Raw genomic sequence first — 23,424 nt, forward strand, 5'->3', positions numbered from 1 at the left:
CGTCATGCGTGGTCCGTTCGTGATCCGACGCCGAGGAGGCCGGGCCGACCTCTCCCCCGCCCCCCGGCGTTCCGGGCGCGGGGCCGCGCGTTCCCTGCTCGCCGTCGGCTGCGGCGCCCTGCCCGTGCTCGCCTTCCCGGCCCCCGGGCTCTGGTGGCGGGCCTGTCTGGCGCTCGTACCGTGGCTGCTGCTGATCCGTTCGGCGCCGGGGGCCCGGCGGGCCGGCCTCGACGGCTGGTTCGGCGGCCTCGGGTTCATGCTGGCGATGCACCACTGGCTGCTGCCGAGCCTGCACGTGTTCCTGCTCCCGCTAGCCGCGCTGCTCGGTCTGCTGTGGCTGCCCTGGGGGTGGCTCGTCAGGGCGCTCCTCGGCGGTACGCCGTCGCTGCCGCGGGCGGCCGTGGCGCTGCTCGCGGTGCCCTCGGGCTGGCTGCTCGTCGAGCTGGCCCGCTCCTGGGAGGGGCTCGGCGGACCGTGGGGGCTGCTCGGGGCGAGCCAGTGGCAGGTCCCGGCGGCCCTGCGGCTCGCCTCGGTCGGCGGGGTGTGGCTGGTGAGCCTCCTGCTCGTGGCGGTGAACACGGCCGTGGTCCTGCTGGTGGCGTCGCCCGGGCGGCGTGCCGTCGGGGTGGCGGGGCTCGCCGCCTGCGCCCTCGTGGTGGGGACGGCGGCCTGGGGCGTCCCGGCCCCGCGGGAGAGCGGGACGGTGCGGGTGGGCCTCGTGCAGCCGGGGGTGTTCGGTGGCCCCGACGGGCCCGAGGGGCGTCTCGCGCGGGCCGAGGCGCTGACCCGCTCCCTCGCCGGGCAGCGGCTCGACCTGGTGGTGTGGGGCGAGAGCGGGGTGGGCGCCGATCCGACGGGCGACCCGAAGCTCGCGGCCCGGCTCACCGCGCTGTCGCGGGCGGTGGGAGCGCCGCTCCTGGTGAACGTGGACGCACGGGGGGCCGACCGTCCCGGCATCTACAAGAGCGCGGTCCTGGTCGGCCCGTCAGGTCTCACGGGTGACCGCTACGACAAGATGCGGCTCGTGCCGTTCGGCGAGTACATACCGGCGCGTCCGCTCCTGGGCTGGGTGACGTCCGCCGGCCGGGCCGCGGACGAGGACCGGCGGCGGGGCTCCGAGCCGGTGGTGATGGCCCTGCCCGGCCGCGGGGCCGGTGCGTCCCCGCCGCGGGTCGGACCGCTCGTCTGCTTCGAGTCCGCGTTCCCCGACATGAGCCGCCGCCTCACCCGCGACGGGGCCGGCCTCCTGGTCGTGCAGTCGTCGACCAGTACCTTCCAGGGCAGCTGGGCGCCCGCCCAGCACGCCTCCCTCGCGGCCCTGCGGGCGGCGGAGACGGGTCGTCCCGTGGTCCACGCGACGCTCACCGGGGTCAGTGCCGCGTACGGTCCCGACGGGCGGAGGGTCGGCCGGGCGCTCGGCACCGACGCGAGCGCCGCCGTCGTGCGCGAGCTGCCGCTCTCGGGTACGACGACGGCCTATGTGCGGTGGGGCGACTGGCCCTTGTACGGCGCGCTCGTGGTGGTGGGCGCGGTGTGCGCCGCCGAGGGCGCGGGTGCTTTCAGGACGCCTGCGCCAGCGCGTCGCGGACGACGCGCTCGCACAGCTCGTGCGTGAGGAGCGCGTCGCGGGCGCTGAGCACCCGGCCTTCGCGTACGGAGTCGAGGAAGGCGAGGACCGCCTGCTCGATGCCGCGCTGCCGGGCGACGGGCACCCAGTCGCCGCGCCGGCGCACGCTCGGCTGCCCCTTGTGGTCGACGACCTCGGCGAGGTTGAGGACCTGGCGCTTGGTGTCCTGCCCCGACACCTCCAGGATCTCCTCGGTGGAGCCGTTCATCCGGTTCATCATGCCGATGGCGGTGAAGCCGTCGCCGGAGAGCTGGAGCACCACGTGGTGCATGAGCCCCTCGCGGATCCGGGCGCGCACGTCGATGTGCTCGACCTCGCCGGGCAGCAGGAAGCGCAGGGTGTCGACGACGTGGATGAAGTCGTCGAGGACGAGGGTGCGGGGGTCCTCGGGCAGGCCGATGCGGTTCTTCTGCAGGAGGATCAGCTCGCGCGGGTGGTCGAGGCACTGGGCGTAGCTGGGGGCGAGGCGCCGGTTGAAGCCGACGGCGAGGCTGACCGAGCGCTTCTCGGCGAGTTCCACGATCCGCTCGGAGTCGGCGTACTCGTACGCGAGGGGCTTGTCGACGTACGTGGGGACTCCGGCTTCGACGAGTCGGGTCGCGATCTCGGCGTGGGCGGCGGTGGTGGCGTGGACGAAGGCCGCGTCGAGTCCGGCGGAGAGCAGCGAGTCGAGGTCGAGGTGGCGTCGTCCGGCGGGCAGGTGCAGGGTGTCGGCCACCCGCTCCAGGGTCGCCGGGGTGCGGGTCTGGAGGTGCAGTTCGACCCCGGGAAGGGTGCCGAGGACGGGAAGGTAGGCCTTCTGCGCGATGTCGCCGAGTCCGATGCAGCCAACCTTCACGGGGTCTCCCTTGTCGTCGTCCACCGGCCCGCAAGGGCCGTTCGCGCCGGTCAGCTTACGCGGGACGGATCATGCCCTCGGCCGAGGGCACGGGGCCGACGGGCGGGTGCCAGTCGCAGATGCCGTCGAAGCCGCGCAGCGCGAGACCGGGTCCGAACAGGGAGACGGCGCTGACGGCGGCGTTGCGCAGGGCGACGGCGGGGCCGGCGGAGAGCAGGGTGAGCGCGCCGGTGCGGGCGGCCTTGCGGACGATGCCGGTGGTGCGCGGCAGCCGGTCGGCGGTGTACGCGGCGAGGGCGCGGCTCGGCAGGAAGCCGGGGGCGGCGCCGGCGTGGTGGGCGAGGACGACGGCGTCCTCGACGGCCTGGTTCCCGCCCTGGCCGAGGCTCGGCATCATCGCGTGCGCGGCGTCGCCGAGGAGGGCCACTCTGCCCTGGTGGAAGGCGGGCAGCGGGTCGGGCAGGTGGTGGACGTCGTGCCGCAGGATCCGGTCGGGGTCGACGCCGGCGAGGATCTCGGGGACGGGGTGGTGCCAGTCCCCGAAGAGCCGGAGCAGTTCGGCCTTCTCGTCGTCGGGTGCGTGACCGCCGGCGGGGGCGGCGGCCATGGCGTACGCGTAGACCCGGCCGTCCTTGAGGGGCTGGCTGCCCCACAGCCGGCCGGCGCCCCAGGTCTCGTGCGGGGCGAAGGGCCGCGCGGGGGCGGGGACGACGACGCGCCAGCTGGTGGCGCCGGAGTAGCGGGGGCCGGGGTGGTCGGGGAAGAGCGTCGTGCGGGTCGCCGAGTGGATGCCGTCGGCGCCGAGGACGAGCTCGGCCTCCAGTTCGCTGCCGGCCCCGGTCCCCTCCGTGACGGTGAGGCGGGCGGGGCGGTGGTCGTCGCCGGGGTCGGTGACGGTGGCGGTCACGCCGGTGCGGACGGCGCCTTCGGGGAGGGCGGAGGTGAGGATGTCGACGAGGGTGGCGCGGTGGAGGAGGACGAGGGGCCCGCCGAAGCGGGCGGCGGCGGCCTTGGCGTCGGTACGGGCGAGCCAGCGGCCGCCGGGGGTGCGCATGCCGCCGTCGCCCTGCCAGGCGGAGAGCTCGCGCACGCGGTCGCCGAGGCCGATGACGTCGAGGGCGCGCTGCGCGTTGGGGGCGAGGGCGATGCCGGCGCCGACGGGGGTGAGGTCGGCGGCGCGTTCGAGGACGGTGACGTGCCGGCCGCGACGGTGCAGGGCGACGGCGGCGGTGAGTCCGCCGATGCCGGCTCCGACGACGACGGCGCGGTGCTGTTCCATGGCTGCTCCTCGGCTCGGTACGGGCGGGGCGACGGGCCCTGCGGGTGCGGTCGGCCCTGCGGGTGCGACGGAACACCGCGGGTGCGGTGTGCCGGGCGAGCACCCTCCTCACTACAGCTGTAGTGAGGTCGACACCGTGACCGTACTACAGCTGTAGTCGCGCCGGTAGTAGGTTGTCCCCATGACCTCAGCCACCGCCGGGACCCCGGCCCCGGAGTCCCCCGTCTCCCGCGCCGATCGGATCGGCGACGCCGCCCTCGCCCTCCTGGTCGAGCGGGGGATGCGGGGCCTGACCCACCGCGCCGTGGACGAGCGCGCGGGGCTGCCGCAGGGCTCGACGTCCAACCACGCCCGCACCCGCCAGGCCCTCCTGGAGACGGCCGTACGGCGCCAGGTCCAGCGGGAGGCCGAGGTCCTCACCCCGCACGAGCTGCCGGGCCCGGAGAGCGGCGGCGAGGCACTCGTCGACGCGCTGGCCCTCGCCCTGCACCGCTATCTCACCGACCACCGCTCGCTGCTGGTCTCCCGCTACGAGCTGGCCCTGGAGGCCACCCGCCGCCCCGAGCTCCGGAGCTTCTTCGACACGGCCGGCGCGACCTTCCACACCCCGCTGATCGCGATGATGACGGCGGCCGGCTCGCCGGAGCCCGAACGGCACGCGCTCTCCCTGATCGCCTGGAGCGAGGGGCTGATGTTCTCCTGCGCGGCGGGCTCCTTCCACGCGTCCGTGCCGAGCCGCGCGGAACTGCGCACCGGCTTCGACGAGTTGCTGCGCGGCATGCTCGGGGACCGGGGCTGACAGTCCTGCCGGAGGGCCGCGAAATCCCTGGCGCCGTCGGCGATCATGGGGGACGATGCCGCCCATGACCACCGAAGGCACCGAAACCGTCCCGCGCGTCGACCCCGCCACCACCACGGGCGAGCGCGAAGCGCTGGAGCAGTGGCTCGACTTCCATCGCGCGACCCTCGCGGTGAAGTGCGAGGGGCTCGACGACGCCCAGCTGCGCACCCTGTCCGCCCGGCCCTCGGACCTCAACCTGCTCGGCCTGGTCCGACACATGGCCGAGGTCGAGCGCGGCTGGTTCCGCAACGTCCTGGCCGGCGAGAAGGCGCCGTGGATCTACTCCACGGAGGCGGACCGCGACGGGGACATCCACGTCACGGACGAGGACACCTACGAGGAGGCCCACGCCACCTGGCAGGCCGAGATCGCGCACGCGCGCACCCTGGCCGCCGGCCGTGACCTCGACGACCTGGGCGTGGGCCGGCACCGCACCGGGCGCACCTTCAACCTCCGGTGGATCTACCTCCACATGATCGAGGAGTACGCCCGCCACAACGGCCACGCGGACCTCATCCGCGAGCGGATCGACGGCGCGACCGGCGACTGACCTCGCACCGGACCCCACCCGGGGCCGGTCAAGAGCGGGCCCCGCACCTCTCACCCGTGCGGGGCATTCCCCGCCGGTAGGGGAGCGAAGATCGCGTACGGACCAGCAGAGTTGCGCGGGTGCATGGAACCCGAACCACAGTGAAGATCCTGGTCGGAGCGGCGGTCGCCGCCCTCGCGGGCTGCGTCTCGGTGGACGCCCCGCCGACGGCGCCCGCCCACGCCCCCGCGCCCGCGGCCGACACCGTACGCCCCGCCCAGGACGTGGCACCGCAGATCGTCGAGGGCCCGGCCCGCGAGGCCCTCGAAGCGGCCCTTCCCGCTCCCCCGCCGTCCGCCGCGCCCCGCGCGGCGCCTCCGGCGGGGCAGCACCGGCGGACGGTGACGCCGCCCCGGCCGGAGGCCCCGCACCCCGGCTCCGTACCGAAGCAGCACGACCGACCGCGCCCGTCGGCCCGGCCGGGCCTCCCCGGCCTGCCGGACCTCGGGAGGCTGCCGAAGGAGCCGCCGGTCTCCCGCGACGAGGTCTGCGGTCTGGGCGAGCGGTACGGGGGCTGGGACCCCGGCAGCGATCAGGCGAGGATCTGCCACGGCACGTACGGCCGGTGAGTCCCCGCCGTACGCCCCGGAACCGTCACGCGCCCCCTCATCCGCCCCTACACGTGCCCCTTCACGCGCCCCTTCACGCGCCTCCGAGCCGCCGCTCCAGGCGCTCGATCGCGGCCCGGACCCCGTTCCCGTAGCCGTCGTCGTCGAGGTGGTCCGAGGCCGCGCGGGCCCGGTCCAGATGGACCCGCGCGGCGTCGGGCCTCTGGAGCTTGACGTAGTCGGCGGCCAGGTTGAGATGGAGCGAGGGGTACAGCGCCCGGAGCGCGGCCGCCGAATCGTGCTCGGCGAGCCGCTCCTCGGCGAGGCCCTCGGCCGCGCTCAGCGCCCGCAGGTCCCAGGCCAGCTCGGTGTCGGGATCGTCCTGCGCGTCCGCCATGTAGTGCGCGAGGGTGCAGCGGTGCAGGGGGTCGCCGTCCGGGCCGATCTGCTGCCAGAGGAGACCGAAGCGGTTCCGGGCCTCCTCGCGGTCGCCGCCGTGGAGCAGCATCATGGCCTGCCCGATCCTGGTCATGACCCCGTCGTCCGACACCTGCTGCTGCTCGGTCACCGCGACCTCCACCCGCTCTCCCACTGGGAGTGACGACGCTAGCCGCAGCGGGCCCGGATCGGGCCGAGGCTCAGCCGAGGTCCGGGATGCGCCAGTCGATCGGCTCGTGTCCCTGGGCGGCGACGGCCGCGTCGATCTGGGTGAAGGGACGCGATCCGAAGAACTTCTTCGCCGACAGCGGCGAGGGGTGCGCCCCCTTCACCACGACGTGCCGCTCCTCGTCGATCAGCGGCAGCTTCTTCTGCGCGTAGTTGCCCCACAGGACGAAGACGGCGGGGTCGGGGCGGGAGGCGACGGCGGTGATCACCGCGTCCGTGAACTTCTCCCAGCCCTTGCTCTTGTGCGAGTTCGCCTCGCCGGAGCGGACCGTCAGCACGGCGTTGAGCAGGAGGACGCCCTGCTCGGCCCACGGCATCAGATAGCCGTTGTCCGGGATCGGGTGGCCGAGCTCCTCGTGCATCTCCTTGTAGATGTTCCGCAGGGAGGGCGGGGTCTTCACGCCGGGGCGGACGGAGAAGCACAGGCCGTGGCCCTGCCCCTCGCCGTGGTACGGGTCCTGACCGAGGATCAGGACCTTGACCTTGTCGTACGGGGTGGCGTCGAGGGCGGCGAAGACCTCGTCCTTCGGCGGGAAGACCGGCCCCTTGGCGCGCTCCTCCTCGACGAACTCGGTGAGCTGGGCGAAGTACGGCTTCTGCAGCTCCTCGCCGAGGACACCCCGCCAGGACTCGGGCAGCATGCTGGTGTCGGTCACGGTCACAACCTCCGGTGGACGTTCGTGCTTCTCGTCCGAGAACCTATCGGGGGCCACTGACAGTGGCCCCCGGCAGGTCCTGCTGAGAGGTCCGCTACCAGCTGGCCCGGCGGCTCAGCTCCCACATCTGCATGACCGTCTGCGGGTCGAGCGCGCGCTCGCCGCCGCCGATGTCCTCGCCGGCCGCGATGTACAGCTTGCCCTGCCACAGGGGCAGCAGCCGGACGTCCTGGACCATGATCTCCTGGGCCTCCACGAACTCGTCCGTGACGGTCCCGCGGTCGCTCTCGCGGCGGGACTTCGGGAGGAGCTCGTTGGTGATCCGGGGGCTCTCGTACGGCGTGCCGAGGACGTTCTCCTTGCCCAGGAAGGGGGCGACGAAGTTGTCCGGGTCCGGGAAGTCGGGGAACCAGCCGCGGCCGAAGACCGGGTACTCGCCCTTCTGGTAGCCCGCCTGGAACTCCTTCCACGGCTTGCCGTGCAGGGTGACCTTGAAGAGGCCGGACTCCTCCAGCTGCCGCTTGAGCTCGGCGAACTCGGCGGCCGTCGAGGAACCGTACCGGTCGGTGGTGTACCAGAAGTCCAGGGCGACGGGCTCGGTGATGCCGGCGTTGCGGAGGATCTTCTTCGCCTTCTCCACGCTGGGCGAACCGAAGCGGTCGAAGAACTTGGTGGTGTGGGCGGCGATGCCCTTGGGCACCATCGAGTACAGGGGCTCGGCGGTGCCCTGGTAGACCTTGCTGACCAGTTCGTCGCGGTTGACGAGCTGGGCGATCGCCTTGCGCACGGCGGGCTTGGCGACGGACTCGTCCTCGGCGTTGAAGACCAGGTAGCGGATGTCGGCGCCGGTCGACTCGACGAGCTGGAGGCCCTTGTTCTCCGGCTTGTCCTCCTGGAGGTTGACGACCTCGGCGGCGGTGAGGCCGCGGTAGGTGGCGTCGATCTCGTTCTTCCGGAGGGCGGCGACCATGGCGTCGGAGTCGTCGAAGTACTTGATCGTGACGCCGCCGTTCTTGCGGTCGGCGAAGCCCTTGTAGGTGGGGTTCTTCGTCAGCTCCGCCGCCTCGCGCTCGGTGTACGAGTCGAGGACGTACGGGCCCGAGCCCATGACCTTGCCGTCCTTGCGGAGCTGGTCGGCCGGGTACTCGGCGGGGTCGACCAGCGACATCGCGGGGGTGGCGAGGACGAACGGGAAGGTGGCGTCCGACTTGTTGAGACGGAAGACGACGGTGCGGTCGCCGACGGTCTCGATCTTGTCGAGCGAGCCGAGCATCCCGTTGGGACCGCCCTTGTGGTTGATCGTGCGGATGCGCTCGATCGAGTACTGCACGGCGTTGGCGTCCAGCTTGTGCCCGTTGGAGAACGTGAGGCCCTCCACGAGCTTGCACTCGAAGACCCGGCTGGAGGTGTCCGTGAACTTGCAGTCGGCGGCGTCCGACTGCGGGGTGGTGCTTCCCGTCGGGAAGGCGACCAGGGTCTGGAAGACATTCCGGAAGAGCTCCCAGGAATTGTCCCAGGCGGCGGCCGGATCAAGCGTGGTGGGAGAACTCGTCGTGCCGACGACGATTCTCTGATCCCCGGCGGATTCACTGTCCGAGAAGACACCGCATCCGGTTACCAGGGATATGGACACAAGGGCTGCAGCGGCCTGCAGACTGGTCCGGTTGAACACGTGCACGCTCCTCGTTCAGCCAGGGGTCGGCCGACGATACCGCAGCACCCCGCCAGGTCAATCTTCGAGCCCGACGGGGCACTTGAGGCATTCGACGTATAACCGGGCTCAATCCGGACAGGAAATCCGGAGAGTGTCCGGTTATCGGTCACCCGACTCCGGCGTTCAGGAAAATGCCGCCGTCGACGACGAGCGTCTGACCGGTGATCCACTCCGACTGCGACGAGGTCAGGAAGGCGGCCGCGCCGCCGATGTCCTCCGGCGCGCCGAGCCGGCCGAGCGGATAGGCTGCGGCCGCCTCCGTCTCACGGCCCTCGTAGAGCGCCCGCGCGAATTTCGTCTTCACGACGGCCGGCGCGATGGCGTTGACCCGCACGAGAGGCGCGAATTCGTGCGCCAGCTGAAGGGTCAGATTGATCATCGCGGCCTTGCTCACGCCGTACGCGCCGACGAAAGGCGAGGCGGAGACGCCGGCGATCGAGGCGATGTTCACGATCGCCCCGCCGTTCTCCTTCTGCCAGGCGTGCCAGCTGCGCTGGGCGAAACCGAGCGCGGAGATCACGTTCGTCTCGAAGACCTTGCGGGCCACCCCGAGGTCCAGGTCCGCGATGGGCCCGAAGACGGGGTTCGTGCCGGCGTTGTTGATCAGGAAGTCCAGACGGCCGAAGCCGTCCATCGCCGCCTCGACCGCGGCGGCCTGGTGGACCTCGTCGTGCGCCTTGCCGGGGACGGCGATGACGCGGTCGGCCCCGAGCCGCTCGACGGCCTCCTTGAGGGCCTCCTCACCGCGCCCGGTGATGACGACCCGGTCGCCGCGGGCGACCAGGGCCTCGGCGATGCCGTAGCCGATGCCCCGGCTGGCGCCGGTGACGAGGGCGACCTTGCCGGACGGCTCCGGCCGTTCCTGAGCGCTCATGCGCGCCTCCTCCTCTCGCTGCCGGTCGTCAGTTGAGCGGGCCGCCGGCCACGTACATGACCTGGCCGGAGACAAAGCCGGCGTCGTCGCCCGTGAAGAAGGCGATCGCGTTGGCGACGTCCTCGGGGCGGCCGACCCGCTGCACGGGGATCATGGAGGCGGCGGCCGCCTGGAAGTCCTCGAAGCCCATGCCGACGCGCTCGGCGGTCTGCGCGGTCATCTCGGTGACGATGAAGCCGGGGGCGACGGCGTTGGCGGTGATGCCGAACTTGCCGAGCTCCTTGGCCAGGGTCTTGGTGAAGCCCTGCAGACCCGCCTTGACGGCCGAGTAGTTGGCCTGGCCTCGGTTGCCGAGCGCCGAGGAGGAGGAGAGCGAGACGATCCGGCCGAAGCCCGCGTCCACCATGTGCTTCTGGACGGCCTTCGCCATCAGGAAGGCGCCCTTGAGGTGGACGTTCATGACGAGGTCCCAGTCGGCCTCGGACATCTTGAAGAGCAGGTTGTCGCGGAGCACGCCCGCGTTGTTGACGAGGATCGTCGGCGCGCCGAGCTCGGCGGCGACCCGCGCGACGGCGGCCTCCACCTGAGCGCTGTCCGAGACGTCGCAGCCGACGGCGAGAGCGGTGCCGCCCGCGGCGGTGATCTTCTCGACGGTGTCCTTGCAGGCCGCCTCGTCGAGGTCGAGTACGGCGACGGCGCGGCCCTCGGCCGCCAGGCGGAGCGCGGTGGCCGCGCCGATGCCCCGTGCGGCACCCGTGACGACGGCTACGCGCTGCTCGGTGGTGGACATGCTTGGTTCTCCTCGCCCTTGGATCGTCCCTGGTCGCGGTCGAACCGGTGGCGCGCTCCTGCGTCCCGCACATGAGCGACCGCTTAGTATCGTCCGCAGACGAGACGCTAGAAGCCCTGGCACCCGGTGTCAACGGCCCACCGGGTGCACCAGGTCACTCCTCGGTCACCTACCGCACGAGAAGGTCGAGCAGCCGTTCCACCTCGGCCTCGGGGTCGGCGGTCAGACCCGTGTGGACGGGCCCCGGCTGCACGACCGTGGAGCGCGGCGCGATCAGCCAGCGGAAGCGGCGCCCGGCGTCGTCGCGTGCGGCCTGACCGGCCGCGTCGCCGCCCAGGCAGACCCCCTCGACGGCACGCAGCGCGGCCCGTACGCCGGTCACGTCGGCCGCCGGGTCGAGTGCGGTCAGCTTGGCCTCGTCCAGATGCGTACGGGCGGCCACGAAGGACCGGGCGCGGCAGTAGACGACCACTCCCGCGTTGAAGCACTCGCCGCGCTCCACCCGCGGGACGACGCGCAGCAGCGCGTACTCGAAGACATCGCGGTCGGTCACGTCGTGCTGTCCTTCTGGGTGGGGTGCGTCCGGGGCGCGAGGCGCTCGGCGAGCCAGCCGGGCGGCTGCTGCGGCCTGCTCTCGGTGCGGGGCCCGAGCGTGATCCGCTCGTGGATGGTGGCGGCACGGGGCAGCAGCGCCGCGACGTAGGCGGCGCGCACCTCGTCGGTGCTGTCGAAGCCGGGCTCGTCGACGAGCCACTCGTCGGGGACGTCGGCGGCGACCTCCTCCAGGAGCTCGCGGGTGACCAGCGGGGCGAGCTCGGCGGCCGCGGCGGCGACGTCCGGGCCGAAGGGGGCGAGCGCGTGGTCGGAGGCGTCGTACGGCTTCGCGGCGGAGGCCTGGGCGCCCGGCCAGTTGTGGTGCCAGATCATAGTGGCGCCGTGGTCGATGAGCCACAGGTCGCCGTGCCAGACGAGCATGTTCGGGTTGCGCCAGGACCGGTCGACATTGTTGATCACCGCGTCGAACCAGACGACCTTCCCGGCCTCGCGGGGGTCGACCTCGTACGCGAGCGGGTCGAAGCCCAGCGAGCCGGGCAGGAAGTCCATGCCCAGGTTGAGCCCGCCGCTGGCCTTGAGCAGCTCCTGCACCTCCTGGTCGGGCTCGGAGAGCCCGATGACCGGGTCGAGCTGGATGGTGACGAGCTCCGGCACCCGCAGCCCGAGCCTGCGGGCGAGCTGCCCGCAGATGACCTCGGCGACCAGGGTCTTGCGCCCCTGGCCGGCGCCGGTGAATTTCATGACATACGTGCCGAGGTCGTCGGCCTCGACGATCCCGGGGAGCGAGCCGCCCTCACGCAGGGGCGTGACATAGCGGGTCGCTACGACCTCTTCCAACACTTTCCCAGGCCACCCATCTCTTCAGCCTTACAATCCACGGACGACTTCTCCGGGGCGTAGAGGCAGGAATCAGCGGTCAACGACGCTGGGGAGAATCTGGGGAGTTTCGGCCAGCGGGCCGGTCTCCCCGCTCCCCAAGCAGACCGTCGATGGTGCCGCGCCCCTTGCTGCCAGCTTCCGGCATGAAGTGAGCATAGTAACCGAGGGTGATCGCCGGCGAGGAATGCCCGAGCCACCGCGCGGATCTTCTTCCCCTTCGGAAGGGCGAAGTACAGCCTCCCCTGGATGGCCTGCACTTGGCGCCGAACATGAAGCAGGCCGCGTTCATGGTCGATCTCCTCCGGGCTCAGCCCGAACACCTCGCCCTGGCGGTTCACCGAGCCCGACGACCACGGGCTCGGACGCTCACGCGGAGGACTGACCACCAAGATCCACCTGGCGGTCGAGCAGGCCCAGAAGCCGATGGCCGGGCAGCGCGGGGACTCCCCGCAGTTCCAGGTCGTCCCGGACCGCATCCGCGTGCCCAGGCTCGGCCCGGGACGCCCCCGCACCCGGCCGGACAAAGTCCGCGCGCACAAGGCGTGCGCCGACGCGATATCCGCTGCACCATCCCGGAGAAGCGCGACCAGATCGCCAACCGCAAGAAGCGCGGCTCCCACGGGGGCCGGCCGCCGAAGTTCGACAAGGACGACTACAAGGAGGGCCACGCGGTGGAGTGCGGGATCAACCGCCTGAAGCGGCACCGCGCGGTGGCCACGAGGTACGACAAACTCGCCGTCCGCTACGAGGCCACCGTGCTGATCGCGGCCATCAATGAGTGGCTGTGATCAGTACAGCTTGCGGGCCAGCAACTGCACCGCCTGCGACCGATGGCCGTTCATCGTGGCAACCTCGATCCGGCTCTCGTCCACCAGGTCGAAGCCCGACAGCAGAGCACGCAGCTCCGCGATGTCGTGATGCCGACACACCGCACCGTCGTCTGTAGCGAACACCCCGTACGGTGTGCCGAATTGCTGGGCATAGGCCGCGTAGCGGCTGTGGTTTCGTTCGTCGTCCTGCAGGACCACGTCGCTGACGTAGAGCAGCCCGCCGGGCACCAGGACGCGGTTCAGCTCGTCGACCAGTGCCCGCTGAGCATTGCCGTCGGGGACACACGTCAACACTGCGAACAACAGGACGACATCGAAGCTCGCCGACGTGTGAGTCAGGTCCGGCGGGGACTCCAGGACGGCGAAGCGCAGGTCAGGCCGCGACTGACGGCCCCGCTCGATCAGCGCGGGAGACAGGTCTACACCGGACACGTCAGAGAAGCCGTGCTCGCTCAACTCGGCCATCACCCGGCCGTATCCACACCCGTAATCCAGGACCCGAGCGCTCCGGCTCACCCCCGCCAGCCAGCTGAGATTCACCGGATGGGTGAACGTCTTCGTTGCGCCGACGCTGTCCCAGTATGCGATCTGACTACCAAGATCCACCATGCGAGTGCAGCATAGGGCCATCACCGACTCCGCACGTCACCGCTTGATCCACCTCTGAAACAGACCCTAGCCCGAAGGCGCACGAGGAGAAGCGAGGCGAGAGCGATGCCTGACACGGACATCTGGGGGGTACGCACAGGAAGTCGGACACCATCCGCCGCATCGACACCGCGGAGGGGTGGGTCTACGTTGACCGGACCAAGGACGAGATCAAGGACGCGCCCGAGTAGGACGACGCCCGACACGCGGGCGAGCCCACCTACCTCGAACGGTTCGCCCGCTGTTACGGCACGCCCCCTATGTAGTGCCCTGGCAAGACCGGGGAGATACCGGCGGAAACAGCTTCAGGACAAGGTGGCCTGAGGTGCGACCACGGTGAAGATCGCCCCGTCGGCGTCGGCAAGGTCGATCCACCTGCTCGTGGTGGACGTGTGCACGGGCGGAGAGGACGTGCCGCCCAAACTCGTCGTGGCCGCGATCGCCTCTTCCAGGTCCGGTACAGGGAAGTGGACGTGCCAGCGCGGGCGGATCCCGGGGTCCGGTGCCTCGTCGGTCGCACGACCGCTGATGCGCGCGACGGCGGCGTGGCCGTGCCGCAGGACGACGTCGTCGTGCTCGTAGGACGCGACACAGCATCCGGCCCGCTCCCCCGCCCAGCCGAGCACCTCCCCGTAGAAGATCGCGGCCTCGAAGGCATGGCGTGTGTGCAGCTCCAGCCAGGCCGGGGCGCCGCCACGACCCACTGACCAGTCCGGGACGACCGCTCCCTCCCAGAACCCGAAGACCGCTCCGGCGGGGTCGGCCGCCAGCCCCGCCCTGCCGGTACCGAAGGCGAGGGGCCCCACCGCCATGGTCGCTCCGCGCTCGGAGATTCTGGCGGCGGTGACATCGGCGTCGGAGACGGCGAAGTAAGGCGTCCACGCCACCGGCAGGTCGAGTCGTTCGGCCGGTGCACCGATACCCGCGACGGGCATGCCCTCCTGGAGAGCGACCGAGAAACTGTCCCCGAGGCCGCTGGAACGGAACTCCCAGCCGAGGACACCGGCATAGAAGCTCTGCGCGGCAACCAGGTCCCAGGACATCAGACTGACCCAGCACGGGGCGCCCGCGATCTCGTGGCTCGAAGTGGACACGGCCGTCACCCTCGCATCACCCAGGCGGGAAGGGACACCTTCAACCGTAGACCCGCCAAAGGCATCGGGCCGCGAGCGGGCCCCGTCCGACAGGGAGCGCCTCCATCCGGAGGGGGAGACCGGACGGCGGCGCCCGTTCGCGCATGCCCTCGGCGCGCCGCTTCATGCGCACGAAGGCGTCACTCCCCACGCGGCAACAGCGGGCCCAGCGGTCCGAGGTCCAGGTTCAGGTCGTCCAGCGTGTAGCCGTGCTCGACGCAGAGATCGGACAGCGCGTCGTGCAGTGCCATCAGGGTCGCGCCCAGCTCCTCTTCCTGGTCGTCTGTGAGGTCGCCGGCGTCGACGCGTCGCAGGGCCTGCCTCTCGATGAGCTGGCGCACGAGTTCCACGATCGTGAGGACGAGCTTGAGGAGGTCCTCCTCCACGGTCTCGCGGCCTGTCCGGATCCGGCGAGCGGGAGGCAGGGACTCTTCGGCGGGGGTGGACGGCGCCTGGAGGAGACGGAACGTGTCGCCCAGGTTGGCCGCGACATCGCGCAGGGCGGGCGAGGGGGCCGGGGAGCTCTTCCGTTCCCCGGGCGTCGGACCGGTCCCACTCACGTCGGCCCCCGGTCGGCCGGTGCCAGCGGGTCCGCCTCGGTACCGACGGACACGATCAGGGCGCGGAGCGAGATGCGCACGAGGTCGATGTCGGCGATCGACAACACGATGTCGCCGGACAGGACCACGCCCCCGCTGAGCAGCCTGTCGAGCAGGTCGACCAGGGCGACCTGGCGTCCGGGCAGTGCTTCGACGGGCCTGGCGCCGGTCACGGCACTCGCCCGTCCCGGTCTTCGTCCGGCGGGAGCGACGGAGGCGGCGGCGGCATGGCGAAGGAGTAGGGGGCCCAGGGGCCTGTGACGTCGATGCGTATGCCATCGATGTCCTCCGCCGCCGCGGTGACCGCCTCGCGGAACGCGTCGGCCTGATAGTCCGGGACCAGGTAGGCGTCGTTGAGGACGTTCTCGTCAGGCCCGGCCAGGGTCCCGCGCTGGGCGGGGTGGCGCACGCAGTGCGGGGTGAAGCGGGAGGCGAGGGCCTCGATCCGTTCGGCGGCCTGCTGGGCGTGCAGGTAGCGGCTCTCCTGGGCGCTGTGCTGTGCGCGGCGCCGGCGCAGGTATGCCTTGCCGGGGCTGAGTGCGGCGGTGTCCCCTGAGTCGGCGGCTGTGTCGTCGTGCGTCTCCTCCGAAGGCACTGCGGCGGTGACGTAGAGCTTGACCCCGAACTCGCTCTGGCCACGGAGCAGGTCGATCCGCTCGGCGAAGGCGTGCCGCTGGGCGACGAGCGCCCGGCGAGCCCGGTCGTCGTTCTGGTAGACGGTGGCCAGGCGCAGGGGCAGGACAGTGTCGTGGCGGGCGATCGTCTGGACGACCTCGTTGTGGGCCCTTGCGACGCCCTCCAGCCACTCCAGGTCCTCGAAGCGCTGCTTCAGTGCACGTTCGTCGAATTCGTGGGGTGCGACGCGGCTGATGACGAACGCGACGGCGTCCTCCGTGCCGCTCGTACGGAGGGTGCTGCCCGGCACGTCCTCGCTCTGGCTCTCGCTCTCCCCCGTAACGCCGAGGAGGGAGACGGGTGCCCCCGACACGCCGCGGACGCCGAGGAGCTCCGTCCGCAGCCGCCTTGTGTCGGGAGCCGCGGCGTAGACGTAGGTCAGTCCGTCGTGACCGTTCATGCTCTGCGCCTTCGGGGTGGTCGCTCAGCGGCGTCGTCCGACTCCTCGGCGGTACCCGGATCCGACTCCTCGGCGGTACCCGGCATCGTGGCCGCCTCACCGGACGCGTCCGTCTCGCGTCCCTGCGACCGGGATGTGGGCCTTCGCCGGGCGTCCCCAGGGGTCACGGCCTCGCGCCGCAGCTCTTCCAGTTCCGCGCGCAGCCGGCGGTTCTCCTCCGCCAGCGGATCACCGCTGTGTCTCGACGAGAGCGAGGGGTCGTGCTCCCACCAGTCGATGCCCATCTCCTTGGCCTTGTCCACGGAGGCGATCAGGATCCGCAGTTTGATGGTCAACAGCTCGATGTCGAGCAGGTTGATGCGGATGTCCCCGGCGATGACGATGCCCTTGTCCAGGACACGTTCGAGGATGTCCGCAAGGTTCGCGGAGGAACTCGGGCCGTACGGTATCGGCGCCGCTCGGGAAGGGACGTGCCCGAAGCGCTCGGGCAGGGGATCAGACACGACGCTGGCCTCGTCTCCGGTTATGGCGTCTGCTGCCGATGGGCCGTGATCTCGTCCAGCCGGTCGAGCAGCTCGTCCTCACGTTCGTCGAAGGTCTCCTGATCGATCTCACCTCGTACGAGCCGGCCCTCCAGGTCCGCGAGCTCCCGCCAGACGGGAGCGGGGTCGTAGTACTCCTCCTCCGCCTTCTCGGTCACCCTCTCGGCGACCCAGACGACGCCGCGCAGCGGGGCGAGCGGCAGCGTGAGCAGGTACGTCACCAGGCCCATCTTCGTGCCCTCCTTCCCGGGGGCGTTCAGTCACTGCACGAAGCTGTACGGCGGAAGCGGGCCGCTGAGCCGCAGCTCGACGTCGTCCTCGATCTCCTGGGCGAGGTTCGCCTGCGACGCGAGGAATTCCTGCTTCCGGTCCTCGGGGACCAACAACGAGAAGTTGAGGAAGTCATCGCCCGACGCCTCCCGGATGCTGTGTTCCCGGGAGAACGGCACCATCGCCTCGACGAGCCCGGACGCCAGGGCCTCCTGCCGTTCGCGCACCTGCGCGGCCACCAGCTGACCGAGGGCGAGCGGCAGCTGCGGATCCTCCTCCCCGGAGCGGATCCGCTCGTTCAGCTCCTGGGCCTCGGGCGTCTCCCGCAGGATCTGGCGCAGGAGCTGCTCCTCGTCCTGGGACGCGCGCACGTGGTACTCGGCGCAGCCGTCGAGCCGCTCCAGGTTGGCGAGGTAGCTGTCGGCGTCCCTGCGGAGCACCTCCTCGACCGTCGCCTCGTCGGGGGCGGTGTAGCCGAACTGCAGGGGCAGGACGGGGCCGCCCTGCATGAGACGTTCCTGCACTTCCTGGTGGATCAGCAGATCACGCCGCTTGGGCCGGATCTCCTCGGAGATGTCGCTGACCACGGCACGAAGCGGCCCGGAAGCGAGGACGCGTACGGGCGCCGATTCCGAGCCGACTCCGGACATCTCTTCGACGGAGGCGGGATGGTTCTCCGCGACGATCGCGTAGACGTAGAGGGCCATGGGTCACTCCCTCTCCCGGCGCGCCGTACGTCGGGCCGCGGGTCGCCGGCGCCGAGGAGCGGGCTCCTCCTCCGCTTCCTCCTCCTCGTCCGGTTCCTCGTCGTCGCGGGACTTTCCGGTCAGGGACTCCGTCACCGCTTCGACCGCCCCGCTGAGCGCCCCCTTGGACTTGCCGTGGGCCCCGTCCTCCACCATGTTCCCCACGACCTCGGGAAGCTGTGCCGGGGCCTTGCGGCCCGCCTCGAGATCGAGCCTGTTGCAGGCTTCGGCGAAGCGGAGGTACGTGTCCACGCTGGCCACGACGATCCGCGCGTCGATCTTGAGGATCTCTATGCCGACCAGGGAGACGCGGACGAAGACATCGATCACCAGTCCCCGGTCCAGTATCAGCTCCAGGACGTCGTAGAGACTGCCCGTGGAGCCGCCACCCCTGCTGACAGCACTGCCGCTCTGCGGCACCATGGTCATGGCGCCTCCTTTCACGGCCGACCCGACGTCAGAACGGCCGATCGATCATTCCGCGGTTGTAGCGGCGGGTTCGTTCGAACGAGATCAACGCCCCCTCCTCGTCGAGCTTCACCTTGTAGCTGGCCAGAACACTGGTCGTGTCGGGAATACGCTCCAGCTCCAGGACCTCCACCTGCGCCTCCCACCCCTCGTCGGTGGGCTTCAGCGAGGACACGGACTCCGGTGGTCTGCCCAGCAGTGTGGCGAGTTGGGCGGCAGCTGCTCGCATCGCTGAAGCCGCGTCGACGGATTTCGTCCGTCGTGACGCGGGCTTCCGCCGCTGGCGCTCCTGTCGTTTGTCGTCGTCGGCGTGCGCAGCTGCCCGGCGAGGGCGGTCCGGGTCCGATGAGGCCATATGGCGCTCCAAGAGGACGTACAGCCAACAAAGGCTAGAATTCCATGATATAGGGGCAAATGCCATGCCGGGAGAGCAGGCTCGTTCCTCACCGCCCGAACGGGGCGTCCTTTACGGGGGTAGGTGGCGCGCATCCCCACGCGAAAGTCCCGTACCGGGCGGCGGCACGGCCGCTGGCGCCCGGTGAAGGGACAGGGGTCATGGATGACACGACCAAGATCACCCTGGCGGCCGCGCTGGCCGGAGGCTACATCCTGGGACGCACGAAGAAGGCTCGCCTCGCGTTCACCCTGGCGACCTATATCGCGGGCCGGCGCTTCGGCCTGGAGCCGCGACAGCTCGTGACCCAGGGTCTGACCAAGCTCAAGGAGATTCCTCAGGTCGCCGACATAGGCGAGCAGCTCAGAGGCGAGGCTCTGGACGCCGGCCGCCAGGCACTGACTGCGGCAACCAACCGCAAGCTTGCCGAGCTCGCGGACTCGCTCCATGAACGGACGCTGGCGATCGGCAGCGGAGAGGGGAAGGGAGAGGAGGAGGACGAGGAAGGCCGCTACGACGACGAGGACGAGCCGTACGAGGACGAGGACGAGGACGAGAAGGAGGACGAGGGCTACGAGGAAGACGAGTTGGAGGCCGGGGAGGAACCTGAGGAGGAGGACGAGGACGAGGAGGAGGAGGAAGCCGAGGAGGAGACACCGGAGAGGCCACGCTCAAAGCGGTCCTCACCTCCGTCGTCCCGTACACGGGAGAGGGGAACGACCGAGTCTCGTCCACGTAGAGCCTCTGAGAGTCGAGCTACGACCTCGACTGGCAGGAAATCCGCCGCGCCGGCCAAGAGCACGGCCACCAAGCGGCCCCCGTCGAAGACCGCCGCGAAGAAGACCACGCCTCGGAGGCGGTCGACGTCCGAACGGGCGCCCGCGAAGAAGGCCGCGCCGGCGAAGCGAGCCGCCCCGGCGAAGAAGACCACCAGCGCCCGGCCGGCGAAGAAGACGACAGCGCGTAAGACGGCGGCGGAGAAGCCGGCGGCCGGGAAGGCCCCCGCAAAGAAGGCGCCCGCGAAAAAGGCCCCAGCCAAGAAGGCCCCCGCAAAGAAGGCGCCGGCGAAGAAGGCGCCCGCCAAGAAGACCGCAGCGAAGAAGACCGCGGCGCGCACGAGCCCGTCCCGCAAGCCGGCGGCGAAGAAGACGGCGGCGCGCAAGCCGTCGACGCGGAGGTAGGTCATGGCAACCGAAGACCGCAGAGACGACAAGAAGTCCGAATCCGGACTGGACCGGTTGCTTGGTGAGCTGGGTGGGTTCCTCACCGCCCAGGCCGGAGAATTGGCGGAGAAGGCCACGGACAAGCTCGGAGACGTCACCGACCAGCTGTACGACGTGGCCGAAAACGGCGGCAAGCTCACGGATATCGGCGGACGCATCTTCCAGGGCGACTCCCCTGTGAAAGCCATGGTGGGGAGTTCACTCGGCGGCCTCAAGGACAAAGTCACCGATGCCGCGTCGAACCTGTTCGGCGGAGGCAAAGGCAAGCGCAAGAGCGGAACCCAGAAGATCACCAGCATGGTCGAGACGGTCGACGTGGGCGCTCCCTTGCGCAGGGTCTACAACCATTGGACCCAGTACGAGGATTTCAGCGGATTCACCAAGGGCGTCCGCAACGTCTCGCAGGGCGACGAGACGAGCACCGACTGGAAGGTCAAGGTCGGCCCCTCGACCCGCAGTTGGAAGGCCACGGTCCAGGAGCAGGTGCCCGACGACCACATCATCTGGACCTCCGACGGTGCCAAGGGGTCGACTCGGGGCTGTGTGAGCTTCCATGAGCTCGCCCCGTCCCTCACCCGGATCCTGCTCACCGTCGAGTACTACCCCTCCGGCCTCTTCGAGAAGACGGGCAACCTGTGGCGCGCCCAGGGCCGTCGGCTCCGGCTCGACCTCAAGCACTTCCGCCGCCATGTCACCCTCACGGACGACGAGCCGGAGGGCTGGCGCGGCGAGATCCGCGACGGCGAAGTGGTCCGCTCTCACGAGGAAGCCCTCGAGGAGGAGGAACAGGAGAACGGCGAGACCGGCGAGGAAGAGGACGAGGAAGAGGACCAGGAAGGGCAAGAGCCCGAGGAGGAGTACGAGGACGACGAGGAGTACGAGGACGAGGAGGGGGACGGCGAGGAGTACGAGGACGCCGAGCCCGACGAGGACGACGAGGAGTACGCGGAGGCTGACGAGGAAGGCTACGCGGAGGGCGACAGGGACGAAGAGGCGGATGAGGACGAGGAAGACGACGAGTATGAGACCGCCGGTCGCCGACGGCGCAGACGGTGATCCCTGCGTCGGCCATCCGCCAGGACAGCAGGAGGAGCGGCCGTCCTGGCCGCTCCTCCTTCAGGTCGGGTAGCGTGCTCATCGGCCTCCGGGACCGGCCGGACCGTCGGTCATCGGTCAGTGCTTCAGCGTGTCCTTGGCTTTCCGCGCGGTCTGCTTGGCATCACCCGCGACCTGCTCGGCGCGGCCCTTCATCTCAAGGCTCGTGTTGCCGGTGGCCTTGCCCGTGGTCTCCTTCACCTTGCCCTTGGCAGTCTGGGCCATGTTCTTGGCCTTCTTCCCTCCGGCCATGACAGTCACCTTCCCGCACAGTTCTGGCCCCGCCCTCGTGGCCGGGTCATCGCGGCGACTACCCCAGATGCTCGCTCGCATGCGCGATCAGCGCTTGAAGACGTCCTTGCCCTTCTCCTTGGTCTGCCGGGCTCTGCCCCGAGCCTGCAGCGCGGCACCCTTGGCCGCCGTCGTGTCGTCGCCCGTCGCATGGGCGGTTCGCCTGACGGCCTTGCCCGTGATCTGCTCGATCTTGGCCTTGGCCTTCTCCTTGGCACTCATGTCGGTCGGTCCTTTCTCGGACAATCACGGAAGCGCCTACCCGCCACTCCGCCCCATACCCGCTCGCTTACCCTCGGTCCGCCGGCGACGACCCATTCGTGTGCGGGGCCGACGCGCGTCGTATGGCCGTGTCCACCCGGGCGCTTTGCTGCGGATCTGGAAGTTCGTCCGTCATGACGAAGAGCGCTCTTGTCATCATCGACATGCTCAACACGTACGACCACCAGGATGCCGAGCTGCTCGTCCCATCCGTCGAACGCGTGCTGCCGGCTGTGGTGGGCCTGCTGAGGCATGCCCGTGAGCTCGGACTTCCGGTCATCTACGCAAACGACAACTTCGGCAGATGGCGCTCGCACCACGGGGAGATCGTGGACGCGGCGCTCGCCGGCCGGTACGCAGGGCTAAGGGTTGTCCCGTAAGCAATCTCCGGGTCGCCTCGGGCACGGTTGATCATGGTGAGGCTCGTTGGTTGATCCGGTGAGAGCGAGGGTTGTGCATCCGGGCGATGCCGAGCATGGCGTGGTGGACGCCGTCGCCTTTGAGGCGGCAGTCGCGGAGGATCTTCCAGGTCTTCATCCGGGCGAAGACGTGCTCGACCCGTGCCCGCACCTGCTTGTGGGACCTGTTGTGATCCTCTTTCCAGGCTGGGAGTTCGGTCTGGCCACGCTGCCGGCGGTGCGGGATGACAAGTCCGGTGCCCGGGTAGCCGCCGTAGGCGATCGTGAGGGCCCTGCCGACGGCGGCCTTGGCGCCGGACTCCTCCCACGCCTTGCAGTCGTTGCGGTTCCCGGCGTGCGGCCGACCGACCACCACGATCAGGCGGGTGTCGGCATCAATGCCATGGGCCAGGTCACCGCCGAACCATTCGCCCGCCTCGCGCAGATGACGACGGCGGAACCCAGTCGCTCCCCGGCCGGCACCGAATCGGCATGGGCCCACACCCACGTGCCCCAGCGCATCACCTCCGACGCGGACCCCGACCACATCACAAGCCGGTGGGACGCCCGTGAGCAGGAAGCAATGGCCGACTGGATCGAAGCACAAGTGGAACAGTTCGCGCCCGGCTTCCGGGCTCTGATCGGCGCCCGCCGCATCCTGGCGCCCACCACCCTCCAGGCCATGGACGAGAACCTCCACAACGGCACCACCGCCCTCCATCGGCTGGCGATCTTCCGCCCCACCCCGGGCACCGGCCGCCCCGAGACCCCGGTGAAGGGGCTCTACCTCGCCTCCGCGGCCGCCCACCCGGGCGGAGGAGTCCACGGAGCACCCGGCGCCAACGCCGCGCGGGCAGCGCTCCGATCCCGCGGGCTGCAGAGCCTCCTCCACCGAGCCCAGCCCGTCTGACCCGGCGCCACGCACTCCGAACTCATCGCCTCGATCGCGTCCGGCGCCGTCACATTCAGCCCGGTCGGAAGCGTTCTTTCCCTCGCCTCCGACATGGCAGCCCCTCGCGACGGTCAGGAGGAGGGCGGGTAGGGGGCGGACTTGAGGCGGCGGGCGAGGTGGGCGGTGTTGGCGGCGAGCGTCGTGGTGGTGGCTGCGGTCTTCTCGGGGGTCATGTCGAGGTCCTGGTAATCGGTGCCCTGCATCGCTTCGCCGACCCAGTAGGTGACGGCGTTGGGGGCGAGGGAGAAGCCGACGTCGTTGAGGCCCTGGAAGAGGTCGGCGCTGACCTTGTGTACACCGCAAAAGTTGAGCCGGAGCCCTCTTCCGCGTGAACAGAGCTGCGCTGCCCGATAGTTCGATGTCGAATGCGGGACGCGCCAGCGCCATGGTCCGCTGCGGTGCTGCACCGCTTCGTTTCGGCGCGGGGGCGCCCGCGCCGGCGCTTCATCGGGGCGCGAACGGAGTCATCTGACGGGCGAGGGCCATTCGACCCTGCGTCCGGCCGCCGCCCTGGGCCGCTTGGTGATCTTTCACTCGACCGTCCCCTCCGTCTCCCTGCCCCCTGTGGGTGAACGCCTCGGCCCGCATCCACTGGAGCAGTCAGGTTGTGTCACATCGCATCGGTGCTGGCATGTTTAAAACC

The 23,424-nt window shown here is 70.6% G+C and carries 28 protein-coding genes and 4 pseudogenes; 9 read left to right on the forward strand and 23 right to left on the reverse strand.

Going from position 1 to position 23,424, the window contains the following annotated elements; translation table 11 throughout:
• Window positions 1–4: 4 nt before the first annotated feature.
• Window positions 5–1,615: an apolipoprotein N-acyltransferase gene (gene lnt, locus AB5J54_RS06665; RefSeq protein ID WP_369142968.1), complete on the forward strand. Its 1,611-nt coding sequence runs from the start codon at window positions 5–7 to the stop codon at window positions 1,613–1,615.
• Here the strand turns inward: lnt and AB5J54_RS06670 are convergent.
• Both AB5J54_RS06670 and AB5J54_RS06675 read right to left on the reverse strand, forming a co-directional pair.
• Window positions 1,560–2,465, reverse strand: coding sequence for a Gfo/Idh/MocA family protein (locus AB5J54_RS06670; RefSeq protein WP_369142969.1), 906 nt, complete (start codon window positions 2,463–2,465; stop codon window positions 1,560–1,562). The two genes, lnt and AB5J54_RS06670, sit on opposite strands and share 56 nt — an antisense overlap.
• Before the next feature lie 55 nt (window positions 2,466–2,520).
• Entirely contained in the window at window positions 2,521–3,744 is a 1,224-nt protein-coding gene (locus tag AB5J54_RS06675) for an FAD-dependent monooxygenase (RefSeq protein ID WP_369142970.1), read from the reverse strand.
• A gap of 181 nt (window positions 3,745–3,925) precedes the next feature.
• Between AB5J54_RS06675 and AB5J54_RS06680 the strand changes: the two genes are divergently transcribed.
• From AB5J54_RS06680 to AB5J54_RS06690, 3 genes are all read left to right on the forward strand, one after another.
• Window positions 3,926–4,543: a TetR/AcrR family transcriptional regulator gene (locus tag AB5J54_RS06680; RefSeq protein ID WP_369142971.1), complete on the forward strand. Its 618-nt coding sequence runs from the start codon at window positions 3,926–3,928 to the stop codon at window positions 4,541–4,543.
• 64 nt (window positions 4,544–4,607) lie between these two features.
• On the forward strand, window positions 4,608–5,135 hold the full coding sequence (locus AB5J54_RS06685) for a DinB family protein (RefSeq protein WP_369142972.1): 528 nt from the start codon (window positions 4,608–4,610) through the stop codon (window positions 5,133–5,135).
• A gap of 119 nt (window positions 5,136–5,254) precedes the next feature.
• Window positions 5,255–5,743: a hypothetical protein gene (locus tag AB5J54_RS06690; protein WP_369142973.1), complete on the forward strand. Its 489-nt coding sequence runs from the start codon at window positions 5,255–5,257 to the stop codon at window positions 5,741–5,743.
• 73 nt (window positions 5,744–5,816) lie between these two features.
• Here AB5J54_RS06690 and AB5J54_RS06695 read toward each other — a convergent pair whose 3' ends face one another.
• The 7 genes from AB5J54_RS06695 to AB5J54_RS06725 form a co-directional block, all read right to left on the reverse strand.
• Window positions 5,817–6,290: a hypothetical protein gene (locus AB5J54_RS06695; RefSeq protein ID WP_369142974.1), complete on the reverse strand. Its 474-nt coding sequence runs from the start codon at window positions 6,288–6,290 to the stop codon at window positions 5,817–5,819.
• 70 nt (window positions 6,291–6,360) lie between these two features.
• The gene (gene ung / locus AB5J54_RS06700; RefSeq protein WP_369142975.1) at window positions 6,361–7,044 is read right to left on the reverse strand and encodes a uracil-DNA glycosylase; all 684 of its coding nucleotides are present in this window, start codon (window positions 7,042–7,044) and stop codon (window positions 6,361–6,363) included.
• A 94-nt stretch (window positions 7,045–7,138) separates the two neighbouring features.
• Window positions 7,139–8,716 (reverse strand): ABC transporter substrate-binding protein, encoded by a 1,578-nt coding sequence (locus AB5J54_RS06705; protein ID WP_369142976.1) that lies wholly within the window; start codon window positions 8,714–8,716, stop codon window positions 7,139–7,141.
• Window positions 8,717–8,864: 148 nt separating this feature from the next.
• Complete coding sequence (locus AB5J54_RS06710; protein WP_369142977.1) at window positions 8,865–9,632, reverse strand: SDR family oxidoreductase; 768 nt, start codon at window positions 9,630–9,632, stop codon at window positions 8,865–8,867.
• Window positions 9,633–9,660: 28 nt separating this feature from the next.
• Window positions 9,661–10,422, reverse strand: a complete 762-nt coding sequence (gene fabG, locus AB5J54_RS06715) for a 3-oxoacyl-ACP reductase FabG (protein ID WP_369142978.1) — start codon at window positions 10,420–10,422, stop codon at window positions 9,661–9,663.
• A 169-nt stretch (window positions 10,423–10,591) separates the two neighbouring features.
• Complete coding sequence (locus tag AB5J54_RS06720; RefSeq protein WP_369142979.1) at window positions 10,592–10,975, reverse strand: DUF3037 domain-containing protein; 384 nt, start codon at window positions 10,973–10,975, stop codon at window positions 10,592–10,594.
• Entirely contained in the window at window positions 10,972–11,817 is an 846-nt protein-coding gene (locus tag AB5J54_RS06725) for a HipA family kinase (RefSeq protein ID WP_369142980.1), read from the reverse strand. The genes AB5J54_RS06720 and AB5J54_RS06725 overlap by 4 nt, the downstream gene beginning before the upstream one ends.
• Before the next feature lie 396 nt (window positions 11,818–12,213).
• On the opposite strand from AB5J54_RS06725, the pseudogene AB5J54_RS06730 reads away from it, so the two are divergent.
• Window positions 12,214–12,644 (forward strand): annotated as a pseudogene (locus AB5J54_RS06730) (IS5/IS1182 family transposase); the annotation flags it as partial.
• Here AB5J54_RS06730 and AB5J54_RS06735 read toward each other — a convergent pair.
• The 10 genes from AB5J54_RS06735 to AB5J54_RS06780 all read right to left on the reverse strand — a co-directional run bounded on the left by AB5J54_RS06735 (window position 12,645) and on the right by AB5J54_RS06780 (window position 18,522).
• Window positions 12,645–13,295 carry a class I SAM-dependent methyltransferase gene (locus tag AB5J54_RS06735; protein ID WP_369142981.1) on the reverse strand — a complete coding sequence of 217 codons (651 nt, stop codon included), beginning with the start codon at window positions 13,293–13,295 and terminating at the stop codon, window positions 12,645–12,647.
• A gap of 344 nt (window positions 13,296–13,639) precedes the next feature.
• Window positions 13,640–14,377 (reverse strand): VOC family protein, encoded by a 738-nt coding sequence (locus AB5J54_RS06740; protein WP_369149240.1) that lies wholly within the window; start codon window positions 14,375–14,377, stop codon window positions 13,640–13,642.
• 230 nt (window positions 14,378–14,607) lie between these two features.
• Window positions 14,608–15,027, reverse strand: a complete 420-nt coding sequence (locus tag AB5J54_RS06745; RefSeq protein ID WP_369142982.1) for a gas vesicle protein K — start codon at window positions 15,025–15,027, stop codon at window positions 14,608–14,610.
• On the reverse strand, window positions 15,024–15,239 hold the full coding sequence (locus AB5J54_RS06750; protein ID WP_369142983.1) for a gas vesicle protein: 216 nt from the start codon (window positions 15,237–15,239) through the stop codon (window positions 15,024–15,026). Before AB5J54_RS06750 ends, AB5J54_RS06745 begins: the two co-directional genes overlap by 4 nt.
• Window positions 15,236–16,141: a GvpL/GvpF family gas vesicle protein gene (locus AB5J54_RS06755; RefSeq protein WP_369142984.1), complete on the reverse strand. Its 906-nt coding sequence runs from the start codon at window positions 16,139–16,141 to the stop codon at window positions 15,236–15,238. Before AB5J54_RS06755 ends, AB5J54_RS06750 begins: the two co-directional genes overlap by 4 nt.
• Window positions 16,138–16,644 carry a gas vesicle protein GvpJ gene (gene gvpJ, locus AB5J54_RS06760; RefSeq protein WP_369142985.1) on the reverse strand — a complete coding sequence of 169 codons (507 nt, stop codon included), beginning with the start codon at window positions 16,642–16,644 and terminating at the stop codon, window positions 16,138–16,140. The genes AB5J54_RS06755 and gvpJ overlap by 4 nt, the downstream gene beginning before the upstream one ends.
• Before the next feature lie 20 nt (window positions 16,645–16,664).
• A complete protein-coding gene (locus AB5J54_RS06765; protein WP_369142986.1) occupies window positions 16,665–16,913 on the reverse strand; it encodes a gas vesicle protein GvpG in 249 nt (82 codons plus the stop codon).
• 30 nt (window positions 16,914–16,943) lie between these two features.
• Window positions 16,944–17,660, reverse strand: coding sequence for a GvpL/GvpF family gas vesicle protein (locus AB5J54_RS06770; RefSeq protein WP_369142987.1), 717 nt, complete (start codon window positions 17,658–17,660; stop codon window positions 16,944–16,946).
• A 3-nt stretch (window positions 17,661–17,663) separates the two neighbouring features.
• Window positions 17,664–18,128, reverse strand: a complete 465-nt coding sequence (locus AB5J54_RS06775; RefSeq protein ID WP_369142988.1) for a gas vesicle structural protein GvpA — start codon at window positions 18,126–18,128, stop codon at window positions 17,664–17,666.
• 28 nt (window positions 18,129–18,156) lie between these two features.
• Complete coding sequence (locus AB5J54_RS06780) at window positions 18,157–18,522, reverse strand: gas vesicle protein (RefSeq protein ID WP_369142989.1); 366 nt, start codon at window positions 18,520–18,522, stop codon at window positions 18,157–18,159.
• A gap of 200 nt (window positions 18,523–18,722) precedes the next feature.
• Here AB5J54_RS06780 and AB5J54_RS06785 point away from each other — a divergent pair, with 200 nt between their 5' ends.
• On the forward strand, window positions 18,723–19,742 hold the full coding sequence (locus tag AB5J54_RS06785) for a histone protein (RefSeq protein ID WP_369142990.1): 1,020 nt from the start codon (window positions 18,723–18,725) through the stop codon (window positions 19,740–19,742).
• Between the two features lie 3 nt (window positions 19,743–19,745).
• Window positions 19,746–20,840: an SRPBCC family protein gene (locus tag AB5J54_RS06790; RefSeq protein WP_369142991.1), complete on the forward strand. Its 1,095-nt coding sequence runs from the start codon at window positions 19,746–19,748 to the stop codon at window positions 20,838–20,840.
• Window positions 20,841–20,957: 117 nt separating this feature from the next.
• Here the strand turns inward: AB5J54_RS06790 and AB5J54_RS06795 are convergent, their stop codons facing one another.
• Together AB5J54_RS06795 and AB5J54_RS06800 are read right to left on the reverse strand one after the other, a co-directional pair.
• Window positions 20,958–21,131 (reverse strand): CsbD family protein, encoded by a 174-nt coding sequence (locus tag AB5J54_RS06795; protein WP_369142992.1) that lies wholly within the window; start codon window positions 21,129–21,131, stop codon window positions 20,958–20,960.
• A gap of 87 nt (window positions 21,132–21,218) precedes the next feature.
• Window positions 21,219–21,392 carry a hypothetical protein gene (locus tag AB5J54_RS06800; protein ID WP_369142993.1) on the reverse strand — a complete coding sequence of 58 codons (174 nt, stop codon included), beginning with the start codon at window positions 21,390–21,392 and terminating at the stop codon, window positions 21,219–21,221.
• A 173-nt stretch (window positions 21,393–21,565) separates the two neighbouring features.
• Here AB5J54_RS06800 and AB5J54_RS06805 point away from each other — a divergent pair.
• Window positions 21,566–21,796 (forward strand): annotated as a pseudogene (locus AB5J54_RS06805) (isochorismatase family protein); the annotation flags it as partial.
• Window positions 21,797–21,881: 85 nt separating this feature from the next.
• On the opposite strand, the pseudogene AB5J54_RS06810 reads toward AB5J54_RS06805, so the two are convergent.
• Window positions 21,882–22,229 (reverse strand): annotated as a pseudogene (locus AB5J54_RS06810) (transposase); the annotation flags it as partial.
• Between AB5J54_RS06810 and AB5J54_RS06815 the strand changes: the two are divergent.
• Window positions 22,185–22,739, forward strand: coding sequence for a phytoene desaturase family protein (locus AB5J54_RS06815; protein ID WP_369149627.1), 555 nt, complete (start codon window positions 22,185–22,187; stop codon window positions 22,737–22,739). The pseudogene AB5J54_RS06810 and the gene AB5J54_RS06815 sit on opposite strands and share 45 nt — an antisense overlap.
• Before the next feature lie 113 nt (window positions 22,740–22,852).
• On the opposite strand, the pseudogene AB5J54_RS06820 reads toward AB5J54_RS06815, so the two are convergent.
• Window positions 22,853–23,074, reverse strand: a pseudogene (locus tag AB5J54_RS06820) (NADPH-dependent oxidoreductase); the annotation flags it as partial.
• Window positions 23,075–23,424: the final 350 nt, after the last annotated feature.

Origin of the sequence: Streptomyces sp. R44 (genome assembly GCF_041053105.1) — a bacterium.
Taxonomy (GTDB): Bacteria; Actinomycetota; Actinomycetes; order Streptomycetales; family Streptomycetaceae; genus Streptomyces.